Genomic DNA, 19,875 nt, shown 5'->3' with positions numbered 1-19,875 from the left:
GGCCCGAATGTATTCGGGCTTTGCTTCTTAATTAAGACGAAGGGGCTAGATATCTGTACCGTTGAAGCTGATTTGATCAGTTTCGTTATCACTCCAGATAGTTACAGCCTTACCGTCTGAGTTTGTGAAGGTATAGCCATGGAGAGAGTCGGTATCAATGTTTCCTGCTGAATAAATATCTCGTAACTCGGATGATAGTTCAGGAGTGCTCTCTGCCATTTCCCAACCATAACCTTCAAGTTCGAGTTTTCCTGCACCAGAGCACACGAATTGACTATTACTGATATCAGCAGTTTCGTTGACCAATATTTTATCTAGGCCGATTTTTAGCTCAGCATCGGTAGCATCAATAACGACAGCTTCGATTTCCTGAAAGGCTGTCTGGGTCATGTCGATGATTTGCCCATCAGCTTCATTCCCAACAGCAAGAATATCAACACCTTGTCCACCACTAAAATGAACGGTGGTTCCGTCAGTGTTATCAGCCTCTTCTTTGTCAAAGACAAGAATATCATTGCCAGCACCGGCAAATAGCTGATCCGAACCAGAGCCGCCATCTAAACGGTCTGAACCTTCCTGGCCAAAGAGGATGTCGTTGCCTGAACCTCCGGATAGGACATCATTTCCAATTCCGCCGTCAAGGGAGTCGTCGTTGTTACCACCAACCAACGAGTCATCGCCCTCCGCGCCAGAAAGTGTATCATTACCCGAGCCTCCGGATAGGGTGTCGTTGCCATCAGCACCGTACAAAGTGTCGTTACCGCTGTCTCCAACTAGCTTGTCGTTGCCAGATTCACCATATAGGACGTCGTCATTAGAACCACCGCGAAGGGTATCATTACCTTCTCCCCCATAGAGGGTATCGTTGCCGCTGTCGCCTTTGATAAAGTCATTCCCTGTGTTGCCAAGGAGACGATCATTTTCAGAACCACCGTAAATACTATCGTTACCTTCGCCACCCTCGATTTGGTCTGCTCCACCTTCACCGTAGAGTTTATCCGCTCCTGCACCACCAAGCAGAATGTCATCACCAGCACCGCTTTTTACGGTGTCGTTACCAGCTCCGCCGTCAATCTTGTCGAGGCCAGATCCAGTCGTAACACTGTCATTGCCCAGTCCGCCAGAGACGGTATTGTTTCCATCCTTGGTTGCAATGTCATCATTACCATCACCACCATCGATGATATTGTTACCTTTTCCGCCTTCAATGACATCATCGCCAGTATTTCCGTAGATGGTGTCGTCACCGTCAAAGCCTTTTAAAGTATCGTCGCCTGTTCCACCGTCAATGGTGTCAGCATCGATACCTCCATAGATGGTGTCATTACCGTCATCTCCGTACAGAGTATTGTTTCCGGAGTCGCCATGAAGCTCGTCATTACCGCTTCCGCCATGAAGCTGATCTGTACCAGCTCCAGCGAACAGTTTGTCGGCACCAGCGCCTCCTTTCAGTGAATCGTCACCTTTGTCACCGAGCAGTATATCGATGCCATCCCCCCCATCTACGGTATCATTACCAGAACCAGCTTCCAGTAGATCATTGCCATCGCCACCAGTGATAGTGTCATTGTCTTCACCGCCATAAAGGGTGTCAGACATAGCACTTCCGATAAGCTTGTCATCGCCGCTACCGCCGAATATTTTATGACTGCCCGATGAAGCGGCGACTAAGGTATCGTTGCCACCTTCACCCAGCACGGTATCAGTTCCATCATCCTTGATGTAATCATCGCCTTCGCCACCTGCAAGGTAATCGGCTCCCGCGCCTCCAACGAGAGTGTCATTACCGCTACCACCGAGAAGAATATCGTTACCCTCACCGCCATCCACGGTATCATTGCCAGAGCCTGCTTCTAGCAGATCATCCCCAGCACCACCTGTGATGGTGTCGTTATCTTCACCGCCATAGAGGGTGTCAGACATAGCACTTCCAATAAGCTTGTCATCGCCGCTACCACCGAATATTTTATGACTGCCCGATGAAGCGGCTACAAGGGTATCGTTGCCTCCTTCACCCAGTACAGTATCTGTACCGTCATCCTCGATGTAATCATTGCCGTCACCCCCGGCAAGGTAGTCAGCCCCTAAGCCCCCCACGAGAGTGTCGTTACCGCTACCACCGAAAATGGCATCGTTACCTTCACCACCCAACAGGTTATCATCACCGGCTGCGCCATCGAGAGTATCATCGCCCTTACCGCCGTTAATGCTGTCACTATCTTCACCGCCATGTAAATAGTCATTCTCGTCAGAGCCCGTCAGGCTGTCTGTACCTTTCCCTCCGAATAGTTCTGATGCGTTTAAGCCTGCTGTGATAGTGTCATTTCCACTCTCGCCATAGAGCTTATTGTTACCAGAAACGCCCTCAATGATGTCGTCATCAGCACCGGCATACACTTTATCGTTACCTGTACCGGCTGTAATGGTGTCGTTTCCTGCTCCTGTGAAAACAGTGTCATCACCAGAGCCCGCTAATATTGTGTCTTGGTTCTTGCCAGAATAGATTGAATCATTGCCCTCACCGGCATCGATAGTATTTGCACCATCTCCGGAAAAAACAGTATCGTCACCGTCTCCTGCAGTGATCTGATCGTTTCCTGAGTTAGAATAGATTGTATCGCTGCCAATGCCCGTATCTATTAGGTTCGAGCCACCACCTGCAAAAACGGTATCGTCGCCATCACCGGTTGTTATTGTGTCATTACCAGCGTCGGAATAGACGATATCGTTGCCAGCACCTGAGTTGATAAAATTATTGCCAGCTTCTCCAAAGATGGTGTCATTTCCCACGCCACCATCGATGATGTCATCGCCGTCACCAGCGTAGACAAAATCATCACCGTCTCCAGCATTGATGATGTCTTCGCCTTCATTAGCATGAAGGGTATCGTTTCCTTCGCCACCATCTAGCGTGTCGTTTCCTTTCCCCCCGAACAACTGGTCATTGTCGGCACCACCTTTTAGCGTGTCCTGCCCATCACCACCGTAGAGCATGTCATCACCGGCATTCCCGTAAACGGTATCGTCGCCCATTTCACCAAAGACCTGATCTTTACCGTCACCACCGCTAATGGAGTCGTTATCGTCGCCACCTAGCAACAGATCATTACCGGCACCACCTTCTATCGTATCTTTTCCTGCGCCTCCCATGACGAAATCATCACCGTCATCACCACTAATTTTGTCATCACCAGCATCGCCATGGATTTCGTCATTGTCGGTGCCTCCTGAGAGCGTATCTGCACCGATTCCGCCAAATAGTTTATCTGCACCAGACCCGCCGAAAAGCTGGTCGTCACCATCATCACCTAGAAGAATATCGGCACCGGTACCACCATCTAGTTTGTCATCACCGAGTTCGCCTAACAGTAGATCATCACCTTCACCACCGTAAATTATGTCGTTACCGTCACTGCCAAGCAGGGTGTCAGCACCTGCATCGCCATATAAAGTGTCATTACCATCACCGCCGATAATGACATCATTATCGTCTCCTCCGTGGATGGTATCGTTATTGATATCACCATCTAGGAAGTCATTGCCTTTACCACCATATATTGTATCTTCACCTTGTTGACCAAATATTGTATCGTCGCCATCACCACCCTCAATGGTGTCATCGTAAATATGGTTGGCAATGATTTCGACAGAACTAATATCAGTGATTGTATTGCCAGAGTTATCGACCAAGTTAAAAGTAATAAGCTGGTCGTCCCCGAATTTCTGATTGGAGTAGGTGTAATCGAGGCTGACTTCACCTGTGCCACTAATATTGGCAGGCACTTTGTCTACTACATTCCCATTGGAATCGGTTAGCTCGATGTATATAGCCGCATAGGATTCAATCAGAGTGAATTTCGCATTGATTGAGCCGCTATTATCAACCAAATAGTTTCCAAGCCTTACGCTGTGGGTGACTGTTTCTGTTTTATCTGCTGAGGCTGTGTACTCATATACAGATTGTGCAGTACCCCAGCTATTATCAGCGGTAGGCTCAGAGGGGGTATCATCACCATATTGAACATCGCCGAAAATGGTATCGGCGCCCTCATTACCTGCTAATTTATCACTGCCTTCACCACCGACAATAAAGTCGTTACCGCCTTTTGCTTCAACCTCATCACTACCGGAAAGTACATCAATGCTATCGTCGTGCACCGTCCCGGTAACTTTGTCGTTATATTTGGTTCCTTCCATATTAATCTCTCCTGAGTTTATAACTTTGGCTCGTGAACTATGCGCTATAAATCAATTGCATATGGAATGCCATAATTAATTAGTTAGCCCCAAAAAAGTTGATTTTGGTTATAACTATTTGTTATTTATCAACTTTTATGTTTTTGATTCTATATGCAACTAGTAGCTTTAGTTTGTTAGCTCAAGAATAGACGGGAAATAAGACATTGCAGTATGGATTTTTGCAATCTGCATAACAAAATTGCAAATTAGAAGAAGAGGTTACTTAGAATGAAAAACTGTAAGCAATACTGATAGATCCATCTTTAAATCGACCTGTATCTTCGCCCCTATCGGAAGAGTTCCAGCGGTTACCTGAATAGTTGTTGTACTGAATTGTAATGGTCCCGGGGCGCCAATCGAAATAACCAAAGCCGTAGGTATAGTCTGGGTTCCAAGGCTGTTTTTGTTGACTATCCAAGTAATAGAATGCGGTTGCATTGACATACCAATTTCCGACAATAGCGTATTTGCAACCAAGGCTTATTGTATTGTGGCTTTTCTTATAACTAGTTGAAGTTAAATCAAAATATTCGGGGGTGTAGTTATAATCTACTTGGCATCCAATTGCGCCGTCATCGGTAAAAGTCAGCCAATCATCAAAGGGAGCAGTGATTGGGAATTTCCATCCTAGTGACCACGTTCCTTGATTGAAATGAGTGACAGGTTGCTCATCAGTTGCTTGGAAACGATTGCCTCCGTAATTGGCGTATATAAGACTTAACGTGTAAGGACGCCAATCGCTGTAACCAAATACATAAGTGAAATCAGGATTCCAGGGTTGTTGCTGGTCTTTATCTAGATAATGATAAAGAGTTCCTGAGATAAACCAGTTACCAAGGACGGTATATTTTAGTGATAGAGAGGCGACCATGTTGTTGTTGGTTGGCCCCTGGACTGTATTAGCTGGCAAATTAGCCGCCGGTGTTTCCAAAAGGGGATAGCCAAAACTTAGATTTCCGCTTAGGCCATGAAGCCAGGTTCGATTTTCATCCTCGGTATTTTCCCATTCTTCAAATGGGAGTGAAAAAGAGCTTGAAACACCTTTCCAGATTAAATCAATCTCTTTTTTTTCCTTCTCTTCAGTTTCAGTGGCAAAAGTGTGCGTAATGTTGGGTGATTGAGGGGAAGGGGCATGTTTCTGAGAAGCTGCCATGTAATCACTCGCATAACTTAGTGAGCTTATTGAGTAACATGTTATCAACAAAAGGGTGTGCTTTTGCATCGCTTTCCTTGCCGCCAGTTATGGTCGCTTCTAGTGCAATAAAATCGAAAATACGCTAACTATTAGATATTTATATTATTTTTTGATGCTGATTGGAATTGAAATGTCTAAATTTTTGTTTCTCTGAGTTTGCGTTACTAGACTTTCATGTATAGACATAAAGACAGTAAAAAATTGACATAAACACAAAACAGATGCAACATGTTGTTTATGCTGGAAAAGCATATGGCTGGCAGGTGCTTCTAAATGAAAGATGTTCTACTTGTTGAAGATAATAATACCATGCTGATGTATATGAAATCAGTATTGACAAGGCGCGGATACAATGTAATCACAGCCAGCAATGGCGAGCAGGCTCTGTCTATATTAGATAGCTGTCCATACATCCAGTTTGTATTGAGTGACTGGATGATGCCTGAGATGAATGGTATAGAGCTCTGTGCACGCCTCAAGTCCGGAAATTATTCGCGTTATATTTTCTTCGTTCTGCTATCCGGCAAAGATGACCAAGAGTCTATTATTAATGGTATTAATGCGGGTGCTGATGACTTTGTGGTTAAGGACACCCATGTTGATGAACTTCATGCTCGTATCAAAGCTGGCTTTCGCACACTTGCTCTCCATAACGAGATAACGAAAAAAAACATTGAGCTCGACCGAGCGCAGGCCGTCATGAAAAAAGACTTGGAGTCTGCAGCTGATCTGCTCAGCCAGCTTCTCCCAGCTCAAAAGGAGTTTACTGGCGCTGAGGTTAGTTACGTGTCGCTACCAAGTGCCCAGATTGGTGGAGATATGTTGGGTTATATGCAGCTGGATCCGGACAATATCGCCTTCTATTTGTTTGATGTTGCAGGGCACGGGGTTTCATCTGCGCTCATGTCATTTTCTGTGCAGCAAAGTATAAGCGCTAGTTCAAATAAAGGCTCTCTTGTTAAATCACCAATATCAACTCCTCCCTATTATCAGCTGAACTTACCGCATGAAGTTATTAAGCAGCTTAATGATCTTTATCTTAGTGATGATAAGAATTTGCTCTATTTCACCATGGTGTATGCGGTGCTTAATGTCAAAACTGGGAAGCTAGCCTTTTCTGTGGCTGGCCACCCGCCTTTAGTGTGGTTGCATAAAAAGACGGGGAAAGCTGAATTTGTCGGTCAGGACAGTTTCGTTGTTGGAGCGTTTGATTTTGTTGAATACCAAACCTCATTTATTCAGCTTGAGCCAGGAGATAGGGTTTGGATTTATTCCGATGGAATCACAGAGGCAGAGCAAGGAGCTATCCAGTTTACTGAAAAAGGCTTGAAAGAGATGGTGGTGGAGTTAATTGATCACCCGATAGCAGTACAAACAGAGTTATTAGTCAATAAAGTGAGAGACTGGCAACAGTCAGAGCAGTTTGATGATGATGTCAGTGTACTTGTCGTGGAGTGGACCGGTCATTCAGAAGGGGAAGCGTTATGCAATACGAAGTTATCAACAAGGGGCAATGCACAGTTTTTCAACTAAATGAAGAGCGCTTTGATGCAAAGTTAGCGCCTGTTTTTCGTAAAGAAGTCGAACAGATGTTAGACAAGATTGAGCCAAACTTGGTACTGGATTTATCTAATGTCCGCTTCATGGATAGTAGTGGCCTTGGAGCAGTGATGAGCATTTACAAAATGTTAAAAGGAAAAAAAATCAGTGTAGTAAATCCTCAGAGAGCGGTTCGCGAGCTCTTGAAGCTCACTCGCATGGATAAATTGATTGCAAGCTATGACTCGGTAGAAGATGCAGTTGCGATGATGGCATAAGGAGCAAGAGATGAAAGGAATGATTCTCGCGGCGGGGAAAGGGACACGAGTCCGGCCGATTACTCATACTATTCCAAAGCCGATGATCCCTATCCTAGGCAAGCCCGTTATGGAGTCCATGATTCAGCTCTTTGCGCAGCATGGTATCGACGAGATTGTTGTAAACACCAGTCATTTGGCCGAGGTGATTGAAAACTATTTTGGCGACGGGCATCACTTTAACGTTCAGCTTTCTTTTTCGTACGAAGGAGAAATGCAAGACGGCCAGTTTGTGAGTAAGGCGATAGGCTCAGCTGGTGGAATGCGGAAGATTCAAGATTTTTCAGGTTTTTTTGATGATACCTTTGTAGTCGTATGCGGTGATGCATGGATTGATCTTGATTTTACTGAGGCGATTCGGCGTCATAAGCAAAGTGGGGGAATAGCGACAATTATCACTCGTGAAGTAGATCTTGCAGAGGTAAGCAAATATGGTGTTGTTGTAACTGAAGAAGATGGCCGAGTGACTAGCTTTCAGGAAAAACCTGCGATTGACGAAGCACTATCGAGACAGGTTAATACCGGTATTTATATCTTTGAGCCTGCCATTTTTGATTATATTCCCAAAGATCAGGAGTACGACATCGGTAGTGAGTTATTTCCGAAGTTAGTGGAAAAGGAAATAGACTTCTATGCAACTAATATGAACTTTCAGTGGCTGGATGTTGGAAATATTAGCGATATATGGGGCGTTACCCGTGAAATCCTAAATGGTAAGGTTCCCGGTTACCCAATTCCAGGCAGACAAATAAAACCCGGTATTTGGGTTGGTATTAACACTGTTTTTGAACCTGAACAATGTCAGATCACTCCACCAGTCATTATTCGAAATGGTTGTGAAATTGAAAATGGTGCCATTATTACTGGTCCGGCAATGATTGGAGCTAATTGTAAAGTTGAGTCTGGTGCCGTTGTTAACCAAAGCTTGATTAGTGATTATATCCATATTTCGTCGTCGGCCTATGTTGATAATAAAACGGTCTTTGGCGATTACTTTATTAGCCATGATGGTTTTACCCAGTCTCTAAATGAGTTGAATGCCGTTCACATGGTTAAGGATCGCCGACAAGTTCAACCATTAGGTAGAAGTGGGGTTAATTTCCCTTTGTACAGTTCTGTTGGGAATGTTGAGGAAGATATCCTAGATAAGTGAATTAAGGACCGCTTGATGGAAACGCTATCGCAAAGTTTTACCAAGCAGTACTGCAGTTCATCTGATGTATCGAGAGCTGTTGCGAAAGATATGCGCTCTTTTATTACCGGCTTAGGTATAGAGGGTGCAGTGATAGATCTCGTAGAGTTATGCACTGTAGAAGTCGTTAATAATGCGTACGAGCATGCTTATCGATATGCAGAAAATAGTCCGATAGGTGTTTCCTGTGTGTTGGATGGCCATAATCAACTAGTGATTGAAATAACAAATTATGGCCTTTCAATGTCTCAGGAAGCTTTTAATCAGGCAATTCACAATGAGTTCATTGAGCCTGATCCTGATGTTCCTGATAGCTGGGTTACATCGGGAAGAGGTTTCATTATCGTAGCTCAACTAGTCGATGCTATTGAGTATCTTCGAAGTGGAAAGGCGAACACGTTTAAGATAACGAAAAGAATCAGCGAATAATAATCGAGTGCGAGCAGATGGATTTTTATTTCAAGGAATTTGAACACCGAAAACCACCTGAGCCAGTATCCTACAGTATGCCCAGGGAGCTGCTTTATCAGTATTTGGCCACGTGTAACTTAACGTTTGGTATCTGGTATCTATGGTGGCGATGGTCTTATGCATTGAATTATGACGCCTTGTGGTTTTCGCTACCGCTGGTAGTGGCAGAGTCGTGTGCATTTATTGGATCGATGCTGTTTACTTTTAATCTCTGGAAAACCAAAGACGAGCCAAGAAAAGCGCCGCCGTATAAGATAAATGAATGTGTTGCTAATGGATCTCTAGACAGTGAGTCGACAAGACCGATCAGCGTTGATGTCTTTTTTCCCACCTATGATGAAGAGCCGGATCTGGTGCGGCTAAGTATTCTGGACGCGCAGAAAATCCGTTATCCCCATGCCATTGATATCAAGATCTTTATTTTAGATGACGGAAAGCGCAACGAGATGGCATCTCTAGCAGCTGAGCTGGAAGTGGAATACATTACCCGAGACAGCAACATTGGTTTTAAGGCTGGCAACCTCAGAAATGCACTTGAGCAAACGGCTGGTGATTTTATTGTTATTTGTGATGCGGACACCCGACCGTTTCCGACAATATTGGAACACACACTGGGCTATTTTCGTGATCCTGATGTTGCCTGGGTACAAACCCCACAGTGGTTTTTTGACTTGCCTGAAGGAGAACGCCTTCCTGCATGGCTGGAGCGGAAAGTAGGGAAAAGTAGCTCGATATTGGGGCGTCTTGTCGAAAGAGTTTATGGTCCGGTTACGATAGGGGCAGATCCCTTCGTTAACGATCCCCAAATGTTTTATGACGTGATTCAGCGTCGTCGTAACTGGGTGAACGCCTCTTTCTGTTGTGGTGCTGGGTCTATTCATCGCCGAGAAGCTGTAATGGAAGCAGCGTTGCGCAGCTACAGCGAACAGATAGGTAGAGAACACAAAGAAGTCGAGAAGCAAATACGCAAACTGACCAAAGAGAAGTGTGTTGATCGCGATGTATCTGAAAATCTACGCCAGGAAATAATGTTCGACACTGAGTTTACTCCTTACAAGTTTCATGTATCTGAAGACATCTACACATCTATGGTGTTGCATTCTGATACCGAACGGGAGTGGCGATCTATTTTGCATCCTCATGTTGAAAGTAAAATGTTATCCCCACAGGATTTGCAGACATGGACCGTGCAAAGATTTAAGTACTCAGGGGGATCAATAGATATATGCTTCAATGATAATCCTTTGTTTCGCAAGGGGATGAGCATAAAACAGAAGATGATGTACGGTGCAAGCTTCTGGGCGAACTTGTCGGCCATCTGGAATGTTATTTTTCTTGCTAGCCCCATTCTGTATTTCCTTACCAGTATTGCGCCTGTTAGTGCTTATGATACGACTTTCTACTTGCACTTTTTGCCTTTCATTCTGACTGCTGAGGTTGCCATGATGGTCGGTACATGGGGAGTTGCGGGCTATAAAGGGAAAACAAATTACTTGTCGTTTTTCCCGGTGAACCTCCGTGCCTTATGGACAGTATTTCGAGGGCGAAAGATCAGTTTTCCCGCTACACCGAAAGAACGCCAGAACGGTACTTTTGGCCATCTGGTGATTCCTCAGATGATGGTATTTGGCTTAAGTCTTTTCAGTCTTTGTTTTGCATGGTTCAACTATGTAACAGGACTGTTCGGTACCTATTCGTTCGGGGGGCTGGTACTCAATAGCTTTTGGATAATAAACAACATGATGGCGATGTGGGGAATGATACGGGCGGCATATTGGGTGCCACCAGTTGGCAATAAACAGGATAAGGGCTCCGAGGAGTTAGAGTATGGAATTTAGAGAGGCGATGGTTAATGCTCGGCATCATATAGTATTTATCGCCGGACTCGTTACGGCTCTGATTGTTGCTTTTAGTATTGAGACGCGTGATGAGGGGCGGGTATTAGGAAATATCTCATTTGATGTGTCAGAGGAGTTACCCCTTCGGGAGCCACGAGTGTTGACCGAGGAGGAATTTTTCTGGGCTAATACAGCTTGGGTTTATTTCGAGAATAATTATCAGGAAAACACAGGGCTGGTCAATTCTGTTGATGGTTATCCTTCGACGACTATGTGGGATACGGCTTCCTATCTGATGGGCTTGCTGGCAGCCGAAAAGTTGAAGGTCATCAGCCAGACTGAATTTTCATTGCGAATGGAGAAAGCCTTGACGACACTGGCACGTTTACCGTTGGTGGACGGGCGCTTGCCTAACAAAGCCTATAACACCCGTACCTTGCAGATGGTGGATTACAACAACAAGGTTGCAGAGAATGGGATTGGTTGGTCGGCTATAGACATAGGGCGGATCCTAGTGCCTTTAAATATATTGGTTTGGAAGTATCCGGAATATAACCAGTATGTGAATAATATTCTGAATCATTGGGATATCAGTGCCATGGTTGATCATGGCTACATGTACGGCTCTCGTCCGGACCCAAAAGGGAGTGGTCTGGAGTTGGTTCAGGAAGGTCGTATTGGTTACGAGGAATACGCATCGAAAGCTCTGTCGCTAATGGGTAGGGATGTATTTAATGCAATGAAATACATCGATCACCTTGAGCTAAAGCAAATTGATGGCGTTGATATTCCTACTGATAACCGCGACCCAGCTCAGTATCATGCACATAACTATGTGGTTAGTGAGTCTTATATTTTGGATAGTATCGAGTTCGGTGCTGACAGTGTGTCTAAGATTTTTGCTCACCGAGTTTACAAGGCCCAGGAAAATCGGTATCAGCGTACGGGTATTCTCACTGCAGTTAGTGAGGACAATGTTGATGAAGCCCCTTATTTTGTCTACAACACAGTTTTTTCTGATGGAAAACCATGGAATGCGATCACTGATTTAGGGGAAGATGCGTCTCACCTGAAAACGCTATCGACCAAGGCTGCTTTCGGTTGGTATGTCTTATATGACACACCTTATACGTCGCTGCTTGTCGATGAGGCCAAGACATTATCTTCCAAAGATCGTGGCTGGTATTCAGGACGATATGAAGCTGATGGTCGTATTAATAAGGCAATTACAGCCAATACCAACGGTATTGTTCTGGAGTCATTGGCCTATCTCGAAAATGGTGCACTGTTAAGTGTAGGAATTAAATAAAACGCAAATATGATAGGGAGTATTGTATGCGTTATATCATTGTTTGCCTTTTGGGGCTAATGGCTGCGGGTTGCGGCAATAGCTACGATAGTTTTTCTGATGAAGTTGTTGAGAGAAAAACACATTGGTCCGTTCCTCAGTCCCGTTATGGTAACTTGACTGAAAAAGAAATGGATATGGCTAGGATTGCCTGGAGGTACTTTGAAAATAACTACCAGGAGTCAACGGGCCTGGTAAATGCTGTTAATAATTATCCGTCGGTAACTTGGTGGGATGCTGCTTCGTATATGGCCGGTATGGTTAGTGCGTATGAGTTAGGCATAATCGAGAAAGAAGAGTTTGATCGGCGCTTTATTCGAATGTTGACGACTTTAAATACCTTGGATCTGTTTCATGGTGAACTCCCGAATAAAGCCTATAACACCCAGACCGCAGCGAAGGTTGACTACGGTAACCAGCCGGGTGAAATAGGTTATTCCGCGTTGGATTTAGGACGTTTGTTAATTTGGCTACATATAATCAAGCATAGGTATCCTGAATATGCGACTGGGATTGATTCTGCCGTATTGCGTTGGAATTTTTGTAACGTTGTAGACGAGAACGGCACGATGTTTGGCGCATTGCTTGAAAAAGACAAGCCTGTTCAGTATTTACAAGAAGGTCGACTGGGTTATGAGGAATATGCTGCCAAAGGTTTCCAGCTATGGGGGTTTGATACAACACAGGCTTCTATGCCTGAGCCTTATAGTACAATTAACCTTTACGGTTATGATGTTCCTTACGATACCCGAGACCCGAGAAAACTGAAAGCACACAGCTATGTTGTGACTGAAAGTTATGTGTTGGACGGTATCGAGCTAGGCTGGGATCTGACTGATGATCGAACTGTTCATGACTATAAGTTTTCAAATGCCTGGATGGCCAAGTTTGCACAGCAGATATATCGCGTTCAAGAAGAAAGATATAAGCAGACAGGTATTATAACGGCTCGTACAGAACATCAGCTGGCAGGTCCTCCGTATTTTGTCTATGACACAATTTATACGGATGGATTTGCTTGGAATACGATTTCTGAAGCGGGAGAGTTTCTTCCCCAATATGCAGCTGTAGCTGTAAAAGGGGCTATGGGGATGTGGGTACTATGGGATACAGAGTATACCGATTTATTGTTTGATCATGTCTCCCACCTGTATGACAGAAACAAAGGTTTCTATGAAGGGATATTCGAAAACGGTACTGGCTTGATTAATACCTTTACCTCAAATAATAACGGAATTACGTTAGAGATATTGTTATATAAACAGCAAGGTAAATTGCTGCAATACAAGGATAATTTAGCGCCGAGTCTATGGGAAAAAGCACTTCAGTCACCATTTGGCTACGAAGGGCAGTGTCTGCCACGTAAACGTCCACAAAGCTAATGTGCATTTCTCTGGTGTAGAGGTATTGATGTTGAGAAAAGCGCTGATTGTCTGCTCTCTGGTTTCCCTTGCATCTTGCGGGGTTGTTTATCAGGGGGTGCAAGATGGTATGACGACGATAAATGGATCCCAGTTGATCCGTCAGGGGCGCTATGGCGAATTGTCTGAGTTGGAACTCCAGTGGGCTGAAACGGCTTGGAAGTATATTGAGAACAATACGAACCTGAATACAGGTTTGGTTAACTCGATTGATAACTATCCAACCTTAAACCTGTCGGCATTGGCAGACTATCTGGTTGCCTTAATGGCTGCTCGAGAGTTTAACTTTATTACTAGCAAAGAGCATGATGAGCGCTTATCGTTGGTGATCAGCTTTCTTGCGGAAATGCCATTGGGGCCAACTGGTGTTCCTAACAAAGTGTATAGTACCTCAAGCGCTAAGAAAGTTGATTATGCCAATCAGCCTAATGATATTGGTTGGTCATCGATTGATATTGGTCGTCTGTTGATTGTGCTGGCTATGACCAAGCAACGAAACCCTGAATTTTCAGAGTATATAGATAAGGCCGTACTACGATGGAACTTTTGTGAACTGGTGACAAAAGACGGAGAGTTGTTCGGTGGAGATATACAGGATGGAAGGGTTCAGCGATATAAGGAAGGGCGGTTAGGGCAAGAAGAATACACAGCATATGGTTATCTTGATTGGCAAGTTGTTCCGGAAAAGGCGATGAAGTTGGAGCCTTATGAAGTTGTTACTATCAATGGAATTGACTTGTTATTTGATGGCCGAGACCCTCGTTATTATGATGTTCTTCGCCCAGTTTATAGCACTCCTTACCTGCTCCTCGGATTAGAGTTTAACTGGGATAAAGTGGACGATACCCGTTCAAGTGATGCTGAGCATAGTAATGAGGTACTTTCCGCAATGGCGGACTCGGTGTATAGGTTGCAGGAATCCCGTTGGGAGGTTGATCGAATCTATACAGCTCGAGGAGAGCATGTTGTAACTGGGGAGCCTTATCATGTTTATGATAGTTTGTATGCGTTAGGCACCCCTTGGATAACGGTTGCTGAAGACGGTAGCTCTCATGATGAACTGGCGTTGGTATCCACTCGGGTCGCTTTTCAAATGTGGGTGCTATGGAAAACGGACTATACCGAACGCTTAATTACGCTTGTGAAAGAGCTCTATGATCCCGAACGCGGGTGGTACGAGGGGCGATATGAACTTAATAGTGCATATGAAAAAACCATTACTCTGCAGACAAACGCAGGGGTAATGGAGGCCTTGCTCTATAAGGCTAACGGCAAGCTGTATCAGCCTCGCAGGGAGAGAGAATATCGAGATGTGCAATTTGACTCCCGTTTTTACCATCCGGGTAAGTGTCTGGTGGAGACGTTCAGATGAGCATAACTTCAATTCTACGGTTCATGTTAATCAGCATATTGGTATGGTCTGGTAATGGAATGGCAGCTGCTATTGATGTGGATTTGGCACCATTTAGCAAGGCTACTTATCTTGTAAATCTCGGCCGATATCAGCAGGCATCTGAACACTGGCATCAAACCTCTATTGCTATATTAGGTTCAGAGGCCAAGCTGGGAAGAAAGAGGATGTGGCAATATGCTGGTCTATCGGAAGCCTTGGCTGCAATAGCTGCTGATAAGGAAAATGATGCTGTCGCCTACCAATATTGGGCAGATAGTATGCGTTTTCTTATGATGGGTGGAACTAACTGGACTCAGATGAGAAGAAAACTTCATCAACGTTATGAAAGAGCCAATACCCAGCTATCCACTCAACTACAAATTACTGATGTTGCCTCCAGTATCGACGAAGAATGGCAAAAAGAGCTATCAACTCTTCAGGTTTGGGAAGAAAAGCTAGCTCTGTTTAGCTTTACTAGTCCAAAGTTAGGTCTGGAAGAGAAATATCCTCAGCCAGATATTTCTGTGATCACGCCATCTGTTCCCAAAAGCTATTATCAGCCTTCCGGTGGAAATAAAAAACTTACTGGCATGAAAGCGCAGTTTCGCAAAGATACACAGTTTGTTCCGATAACGAGTGAACAAGATGAGTTGAATTCGCCAGAGCCAATACCTGTTTCAAATTCTAATGTTGGGGAGTCGCTTCAGGAGCTGCCTGAGCAAAATGTAAAGTCGGATGGCAGTAAGTTGGTGATCCCTCGTCCGTTAAAGAGTGAGGCAAGTAATCAACAGGCGGCAATAACACCGTTGTTGAACAAAACAATCCGGATTTCAGGTCCGTTGGAGGAAGTGAAACCGGGAAAAAAACCAGAGAAGAACAAGCAGAGTTATTCGGAAGGCACCTACAATGTTAATACTGGAGTGGGCGAACAAAATAATGATAGTGATGAAGTGGTTACCTATTCTGTCGAGCCATATCAATTTATAGAGCAACAGGGTAAAGAGAATAGTAACAAGGTGGTTGCCAACCCTCTTGCCAGGGGGAGTGAATTATTATCTAGTGATAAGAAGGGTGTAGAAGCAATACAGCGAAGAAGCTTGGTTCTTGATTCAACTGCGCCGAACAGTTCGGAACCATAAGCACTTTATCCTATATTGAGTTCTTCTAATTGAGAGCAATGTTGGTGACTTGGTTCAGGTTTATATTTGGACAAGGTGCTAGCCCCGGGCTCAATGGTTTCCTGGTGACAAAAAGCGCAGGAGTGAATGTTGAGTTCAGAGATAAACATTAAAGTATCATTGCCACAATGCTTACATGTTCCTGCTAAATGCATAGCGTGACTGCTTTCGCTTGTATATTCAGTCTCTCTAATCATTTCAGCTGACATAACAGGCATCCTTCCTTGCTTAATGCATGAGATTGCTTACAACGCTATCTAGTAGGTTAGACTTAGGAATACCTTTGTGCAATACAACTTATGTCTTACACGGCCAGAGAGCTAACTCTTCAAACTTACTCTCCATTTCCTGTCTATATCAATATTCCTCTACGGCTCTAATAGAGCCTATTTCAACGCGGCATGTTGGCTGTGGATTTGTGGTTGTTTTATGAGCTCGTTCAAATTTATCAATAATTTATAACGACCTCCTTGATATGAATCTATAGTAAAAGTTGGTTAACAAAAACTTAACAGCTGGTTTGTCATAACGGGCTAGTCAAAATAAAAACAACAACTATACGAAGGAGAGGAAGATGTATCTCAAGGATGTCGTCAGAAAGGTAGCCATATCGGTTACTGTCGCCGCCGCACTGTTTACCCCTTTTTTTGCCAATGCCGCTAAAGCTGAATACAAATGGAAAATGGTAACGACCTGGCCGAAGAACTTCCCGGGACTAGGTACTGGCGCAAATGACTTGGCAAAGCTGATTGGCGAGATGAGTAATGGCCGAATTCAGGTGAAAGTCTATGGTGCCAAAGAGCTGGTGGGCGCTCTAGAAGTATTTGATGCCGTATCAAGAGGTACCGCCGAGATGGGCCATGGTGCCGGTTATTACTGGAAAGGAAAGGTGCCTGCAGGGCAGTTTTTCGCGGCCGTTCCTTTTGGCCTGACGGCTCAGGAGATGAATAGCTGGATATATAGCGGCGGTGGTTTGGCTCTGTGGCAGGAAGCCTATGCGCCATTTGGCATCATTCCAATGCCAGGTGGAAATACCGGCGTACAAATGGGCGGTTGGTTTAACAAAGAGATTAATTCGCTGGCAGATCTTAAAGGCCTGAAAATGCGCATCCCGGGTCTGGGCGGCGAAGTGCTCAAGCGTGCTGGCGGAACCCCGGTCTTGCTGCCGGGCGGCGAGATTTTCCCGGCGCTGCAGTCTGGAGCAATTGATGCAACCGAATGGGTTGGCCCTTATAACGACATGGCCTTTGGTCTGCATAAAGCCGCCAAGTTCTACTACTATCCGGGCTGGCATGAACCTGGTACTACGCTAGAAGCACTGATTAACAAGAAAGCCTTCGATAAGCTGCCAAAAGATCTCCAGTCCATCGTGCTGAATGCAACCCGCGTGGCCAATGCTAATATGCTGGCGGAATACACCGCCCGTAACAATGCGGCTTTGGAACGATTGGTGAAGGAGCATAAGGTCGATTTACGTCCTTATCCGACCGAGGTACTGGAGCAGCTGAAGAGCCTTTCAGAGCAGGTGGTCGCAGAAGAAGCGAAGAAAGATCCGATGAGCAAGAAAGTCTATGAGTCTTATAAGACCTTCCGTCAGCAGGCTGTAGACTGGCATGAGATTTCGGAGCAGTCCTACCTGAATTCAAGAAACCCACAGTAAGAAAGTAACACGGATATCAGTACCAGATGGGGGCTTCGCAAGGTAGCTGTTTTTGAATAGTTTGTGAAGATGCTCATCTGGTTTTCCGGTATTGAAATACTTGAAAACTAGATAACTCGGTGAGTGCTGTATGGATACACCTTCTCCCTTCTTGATTGGCCTGATTCGGGGTATTAATCGCTTTACTGATATTACCGGACGGATCGTGTCATGGTTTGTTCTCGCCATTGTGATCATTACCTTTGTCGTGGTTGTGATGCGCTATGTCTTTAATATTGGCTCTGTATTCATACAAGAGTCGATTACCTACTTTCATAACTATGTGATTATGCTGGGCGCAGCGTATGCCTTGTTAAAAGGCGCCCATGTCAGGGTCGATATTTTCTATCGTCCTTCATCTGCCAGAAAAAAAGCCTGGGTTGATTTGTTGGGATTCATCATCTTGATGCTGCCAACCTGTGGCTTCATTTTTTACATTTCTTGGGAGTATGTGCTTTTTTCATGGCAGATGCTGGAAGGTTCCCAGGAGGCAGGGGGAATAGATGCCCGATACATCTTCAAGACATCAATACTGCTGATGCCAGCGCTGATGATCTTGCAGGGGCTGGCGGAAACCTTGAAATGTATCCTGGTACTCAGTGGTTATGAATCAGCCATCGCAGCCTTAGATGAACATGTCGAGGAGCACGGATTATGATTGAATTATTGCCGTTGTTCTTGTTTATCTTCGTCTTTATTGTGTTGCTCGCTGGTTATCCGGTTGCCTTTTCATTGGCGGGATCGGCATTGATCTTTGCTGTCATCGGCTATTTTACCGAAACATTTGATCCTGTCTTTCTTGAAGCGATCCCCAATCGTATTCAGGGCATACTGTCCAATGAACTGCTCATCGCCATTCCCTTGTTTATTTTTATGGGGGTTATGCTCGAGAAGTCGAAAATTGCTGAAGAGCTGCTGGATACCATGGGGCAGGTGTTTGGTGGTTTAGCTGGTGGACTTGGGTTATCAGTGACTCTTGTCGGTATGCTGCTGGCCGCTAGTACCGGGATCGTCGGGGCTACTGTGGTGACTATGGGACTGCTTTCCTTGCCGACCATGATGCGGCGTGGTTATTCGGCGGAAGTGGCGACGGGCACTATATGTGCGTCAGGGACATTGGGTCAGATCATCCCACCATCAATCGTGCTTGTTCTGCTGGGTGATGTTATTTCGTCATCCTATCAACAGGCACAGCTTGATCAGGGGATCTTTGCTCCGGAAAGTATAACGGTAGGCGATCTGTTTCTGGGCGCATTGATCCCTGGGCTTCTTCTGGTGGGGTTATATTGCGTCTATTTGATTGCGATAGCTGTGGTGGCTCCTGAGAAAGTGCCGCCTATTCCAGCTGAAGAGCGCAAGGTCAGCAAAGAACTTTGGATGCAGGTGTTAACCGTGTTGTTCCCGCCAATTTTGCTGATCATTTTAGTCTTGGGGTCTATTCTAGCGGGTATTGCGACGCCAACAGAAGCGGCGTCGGTCGGCTCGGTCGGGGCAATTATTCTGGCTTGGATCAAGCGGACTTTTACCCTTCAAATTCTCCGTGATGTTATGCACAGTACAACCGAAGTGACCGCGATGGTCTTTATGATCCTGATTGGCGCATCGGTCTTTTCATTGGTTTTTCGCGGGTTTGGTGGCGATGACCTGGTAAGGGAGTTTTTGACCGATTTGCCGGGTGGGGTGTTCGGCGCGGTACTGTTGGTAATGCTGGTGATGTTCCTGTTGGGGTTCTTTCTCGATTTTATTGAGATCACCTTTGTGGTGATCCCGATTGTTGCGCCAATCTTGCTGAGTATGGATCTGGATCCTGTCTGGCTCGGTATCATGATTGCCTTGAACCTGCAGACATCATTTTTGACTCCGCCGTTTGGCTTTTCGCTGTTCTATTTACGTGGCGTTGCCCCGGATACGATTTCGACCCAGCAAATATACCGGGGTGTTATTCCGTTTATCGTGATTCAGCTTTTTGTGATTGGGATGCTGGCGTACTGGCCGTCTCTGGCAACTTGGTTGCCTAAGGTGGTATACGGATAACTGTTAAGTCA

The 19,875-nt window shown here is 45.1% G+C and carries 15 protein-coding genes; 12 read left to right on the top strand and 3 right to left on the bottom strand.

Translation table 11 applies throughout. The annotated features are described in order from the left end of the window. Positions 1-45: 45 nt before the first annotated feature. Positions 46-4,197, bottom strand: coding sequence for a calcium-binding protein (locus L4D19_RS10715; RefSeq protein ID WP_428452453.1), 4,152 nt, complete (start codon positions 4,195-4,197; stop codon positions 46-48). A gap of 265 nt (positions 4,198-4,462) precedes the next feature. After that, positions 4,463-5,392 (bottom strand): hypothetical protein, encoded by a 930-nt coding sequence (locus L4D19_RS10710; RefSeq protein ID WP_428452452.1) that lies wholly within the window; start codon positions 5,390-5,392, stop codon positions 4,463-4,465. A 315-nt stretch (positions 5,393-5,707) separates the two neighbouring features. On the opposite strand from L4D19_RS10710, the gene L4D19_RS10705 reads away from it, so the two are divergent. The 9 genes from L4D19_RS10705 to L4D19_RS10665 are packed head-to-tail and all read left to right on the top strand — an operon-like array spanning position 5,708 to position 16,092. Continuing rightward, positions 5,708-6,967: a SpoIIE family protein phosphatase gene (locus L4D19_RS10705; protein WP_428452451.1), complete on the top strand. Its 1,260-nt coding sequence runs from the start codon at positions 5,708-5,710 to the stop codon at positions 6,965-6,967. Further along, on the top strand, positions 6,919-7,251 hold the full coding sequence (locus L4D19_RS10700) for an STAS domain-containing protein (RefSeq protein ID WP_428452450.1): 333 nt from the start codon (positions 6,919-6,921) through the stop codon (positions 7,249-7,251). The genes L4D19_RS10705 and L4D19_RS10700 overlap by 49 nt, the downstream gene beginning before the upstream one ends. 10 nt (positions 7,252-7,261) lie before the next feature. Then, a complete protein-coding gene (locus L4D19_RS10695) occupies positions 7,262-8,443 on the top strand; it encodes a nucleotidyltransferase family protein (protein ID WP_428452449.1) in 1,182 nt (393 codons plus the stop codon). A 15-nt stretch (positions 8,444-8,458) separates the two neighbouring features. Further along, complete coding sequence (locus L4D19_RS10690; protein ID WP_428452448.1) at positions 8,459-8,911, top strand: ATP-binding protein; 453 nt, start codon at positions 8,459-8,461, stop codon at positions 8,909-8,911. 17 nt (positions 8,912-8,928) lie between these two features. After that, on the top strand, positions 8,929-10,791 hold the full coding sequence (locus L4D19_RS10685; protein ID WP_428452447.1) for a glycosyltransferase family 2 protein: 1,863 nt from the start codon (positions 8,929-8,931) through the stop codon (positions 10,789-10,791). Then, complete coding sequence (locus L4D19_RS10680) at positions 10,781-12,100, top strand: DUF3131 domain-containing protein (RefSeq protein WP_428452446.1); 1,320 nt, start codon at positions 10,781-10,783, stop codon at positions 12,098-12,100. The genes L4D19_RS10685 and L4D19_RS10680 overlap by 11 nt, the downstream gene beginning before the upstream one ends. Before the next feature lie 26 nt (positions 12,101-12,126). Further along, on the top strand, positions 12,127-13,521 hold the full coding sequence (locus tag L4D19_RS10675; protein ID WP_428452445.1) for a DUF3131 domain-containing protein: 1,395 nt from the start codon (positions 12,127-12,129) through the stop codon (positions 13,519-13,521). 28 nt (positions 13,522-13,549) lie between these two features. After that, positions 13,550-14,932, top strand: coding sequence for a DUF3131 domain-containing protein (locus L4D19_RS10670; protein ID WP_428452444.1), 1,383 nt, complete (start codon positions 13,550-13,552; stop codon positions 14,930-14,932). Positions 14,933-14,991: 59 nt separating this feature from the next. Further along, a complete protein-coding gene (locus L4D19_RS10665; protein ID WP_428452443.1) occupies positions 14,992-16,092 on the top strand; it encodes a hypothetical protein in 1,101 nt (366 codons plus the stop codon). Positions 16,093-16,097: 5 nt separating this feature from the next. Here the strand turns inward: L4D19_RS10665 and L4D19_RS10660 are convergent, their stop codons facing one another. Next, on the bottom strand, positions 16,098-16,340 hold the full coding sequence (locus L4D19_RS10660) for a hypothetical protein (protein ID WP_428452442.1): 243 nt from the start codon (positions 16,338-16,340) through the stop codon (positions 16,098-16,100). A gap of 365 nt (positions 16,341-16,705) precedes the next feature. Here L4D19_RS10660 and L4D19_RS10655 point away from each other — a divergent pair, with 365 nt between their 5' ends. The 3 genes from L4D19_RS10655 to L4D19_RS10645 all read left to right on the top strand — a co-directional run bounded on the left by L4D19_RS10655 (position 16,706) and on the right by L4D19_RS10645 (position 19,864). Then, on the top strand, positions 16,706-17,791 hold the full coding sequence (locus L4D19_RS10655) for a TRAP transporter substrate-binding protein (RefSeq protein WP_428452441.1): 1,086 nt from the start codon (positions 16,706-16,708) through the stop codon (positions 17,789-17,791). 130 nt (positions 17,792-17,921) lie between these two features. Next, the gene (locus tag L4D19_RS10650) at positions 17,922-18,488 is read left to right on the top strand and encodes a TRAP transporter small permease subunit (protein WP_428452440.1); all 567 of its coding nucleotides are present in this window, start codon (positions 17,922-17,924) and stop codon (positions 18,486-18,488) included. After that, the gene (locus tag L4D19_RS10645; RefSeq protein ID WP_428452439.1) at positions 18,485-19,864 is read left to right on the top strand and encodes a TRAP transporter large permease; all 1,380 of its coding nucleotides are present in this window, start codon (positions 18,485-18,487) and stop codon (positions 19,862-19,864) included. Before L4D19_RS10650 ends, L4D19_RS10645 begins: the two co-directional genes overlap by 4 nt. The last annotated feature ends 11 nt before the right edge of the window (positions 19,865-19,875 follow it).

It is taken from the genome of Photobacterium kasasachensis, from assembly GCF_050336885.1.
Lineage (GTDB): Bacteria > Pseudomonadota > Gammaproteobacteria > Enterobacterales > Vibrionaceae > Photobacterium > Photobacterium kasasachensis.
The sequence above is the reverse complement of the archived record's forward strand: the minus strand, read 5'-3'. Positions and strand labels throughout refer to the sequence as shown.

What these genes read in the sequence shown, in the direction of transcription:
- L4D19_RS10660 (WP_428452442.1), bottom strand. Translation starts at nt 16,340, where the DNA reads ATGTCAGCTGAAATGATTAGAGAGACTGAATATACAAGCGAAAGCAGT.
- L4D19_RS10690 (WP_428452448.1), top strand. Translation starts at nt 8,459, where the DNA reads ATGGAAACGCTATCGCAAAGTTTTACCAAGCAGTACTGCAGTTCATCT.
- L4D19_RS10700 (WP_428452450.1), top strand. Translation starts at nt 6,919, where the DNA reads ATGCAATACGAAGTTATCAACAAGGGGCAATGCACAGTTTTTCAACTA.
- L4D19_RS10670 (WP_428452444.1), top strand. Translation starts at nt 13,550, where the DNA reads ATGTTGAGAAAAGCGCTGATTGTCTGCTCTCTGGTTTCCCTTGCATCT.
- L4D19_RS10685 (WP_428452447.1), top strand. Translation starts at nt 8,929, where the DNA reads ATGGATTTTTATTTCAAGGAATTTGAACACCGAAAACCACCTGAGCCA.
- L4D19_RS10645 (WP_428452439.1), top strand. Translation starts at nt 18,485, where the DNA reads ATGATTGAATTATTGCCGTTGTTCTTGTTTATCTTCGTCTTTATTGTG.
- L4D19_RS10655 (WP_428452441.1), top strand. Translation starts at nt 16,706, where the DNA reads ATGTATCTCAAGGATGTCGTCAGAAAGGTAGCCATATCGGTTACTGTC.
- L4D19_RS10680 (WP_428452446.1), top strand. Translation starts at nt 10,781, where the DNA reads ATGGAATTTAGAGAGGCGATGGTTAATGCTCGGCATCATATAGTATTT.
- L4D19_RS10705 (WP_428452451.1), top strand. Translation starts at nt 5,708, where the DNA reads ATGAAAGATGTTCTACTTGTTGAAGATAATAATACCATGCTGATGTAT.
- L4D19_RS10675 (WP_428452445.1), top strand. Translation starts at nt 12,127, where the DNA reads ATGCGTTATATCATTGTTTGCCTTTTGGGGCTAATGGCTGCGGGTTGC.
- L4D19_RS10665 (WP_428452443.1), top strand. Translation starts at nt 14,992, where the DNA reads ATGGCAGCTGCTATTGATGTGGATTTGGCACCATTTAGCAAGGCTACT.
- L4D19_RS10650 (WP_428452440.1), top strand. Translation starts at nt 17,922, where the DNA reads ATGGATACACCTTCTCCCTTCTTGATTGGCCTGATTCGGGGTATTAAT.
- L4D19_RS10710 (WP_428452452.1), bottom strand. Translation starts at nt 5,392, where the DNA reads ATGGCAGCTTCTCAGAAACATGCCCCTTCCCCTCAATCACCCAACATT.
- L4D19_RS10695 (WP_428452449.1), top strand. Translation starts at nt 7,262, where the DNA reads ATGAAAGGAATGATTCTCGCGGCGGGGAAAGGGACACGAGTCCGGCCG.
- L4D19_RS10715 (WP_428452453.1), bottom strand. Translation starts at nt 4,197, where the DNA reads ATGGAAGGAACCAAATATAACGACAAAGTTACCGGGACGGTGCACGAC.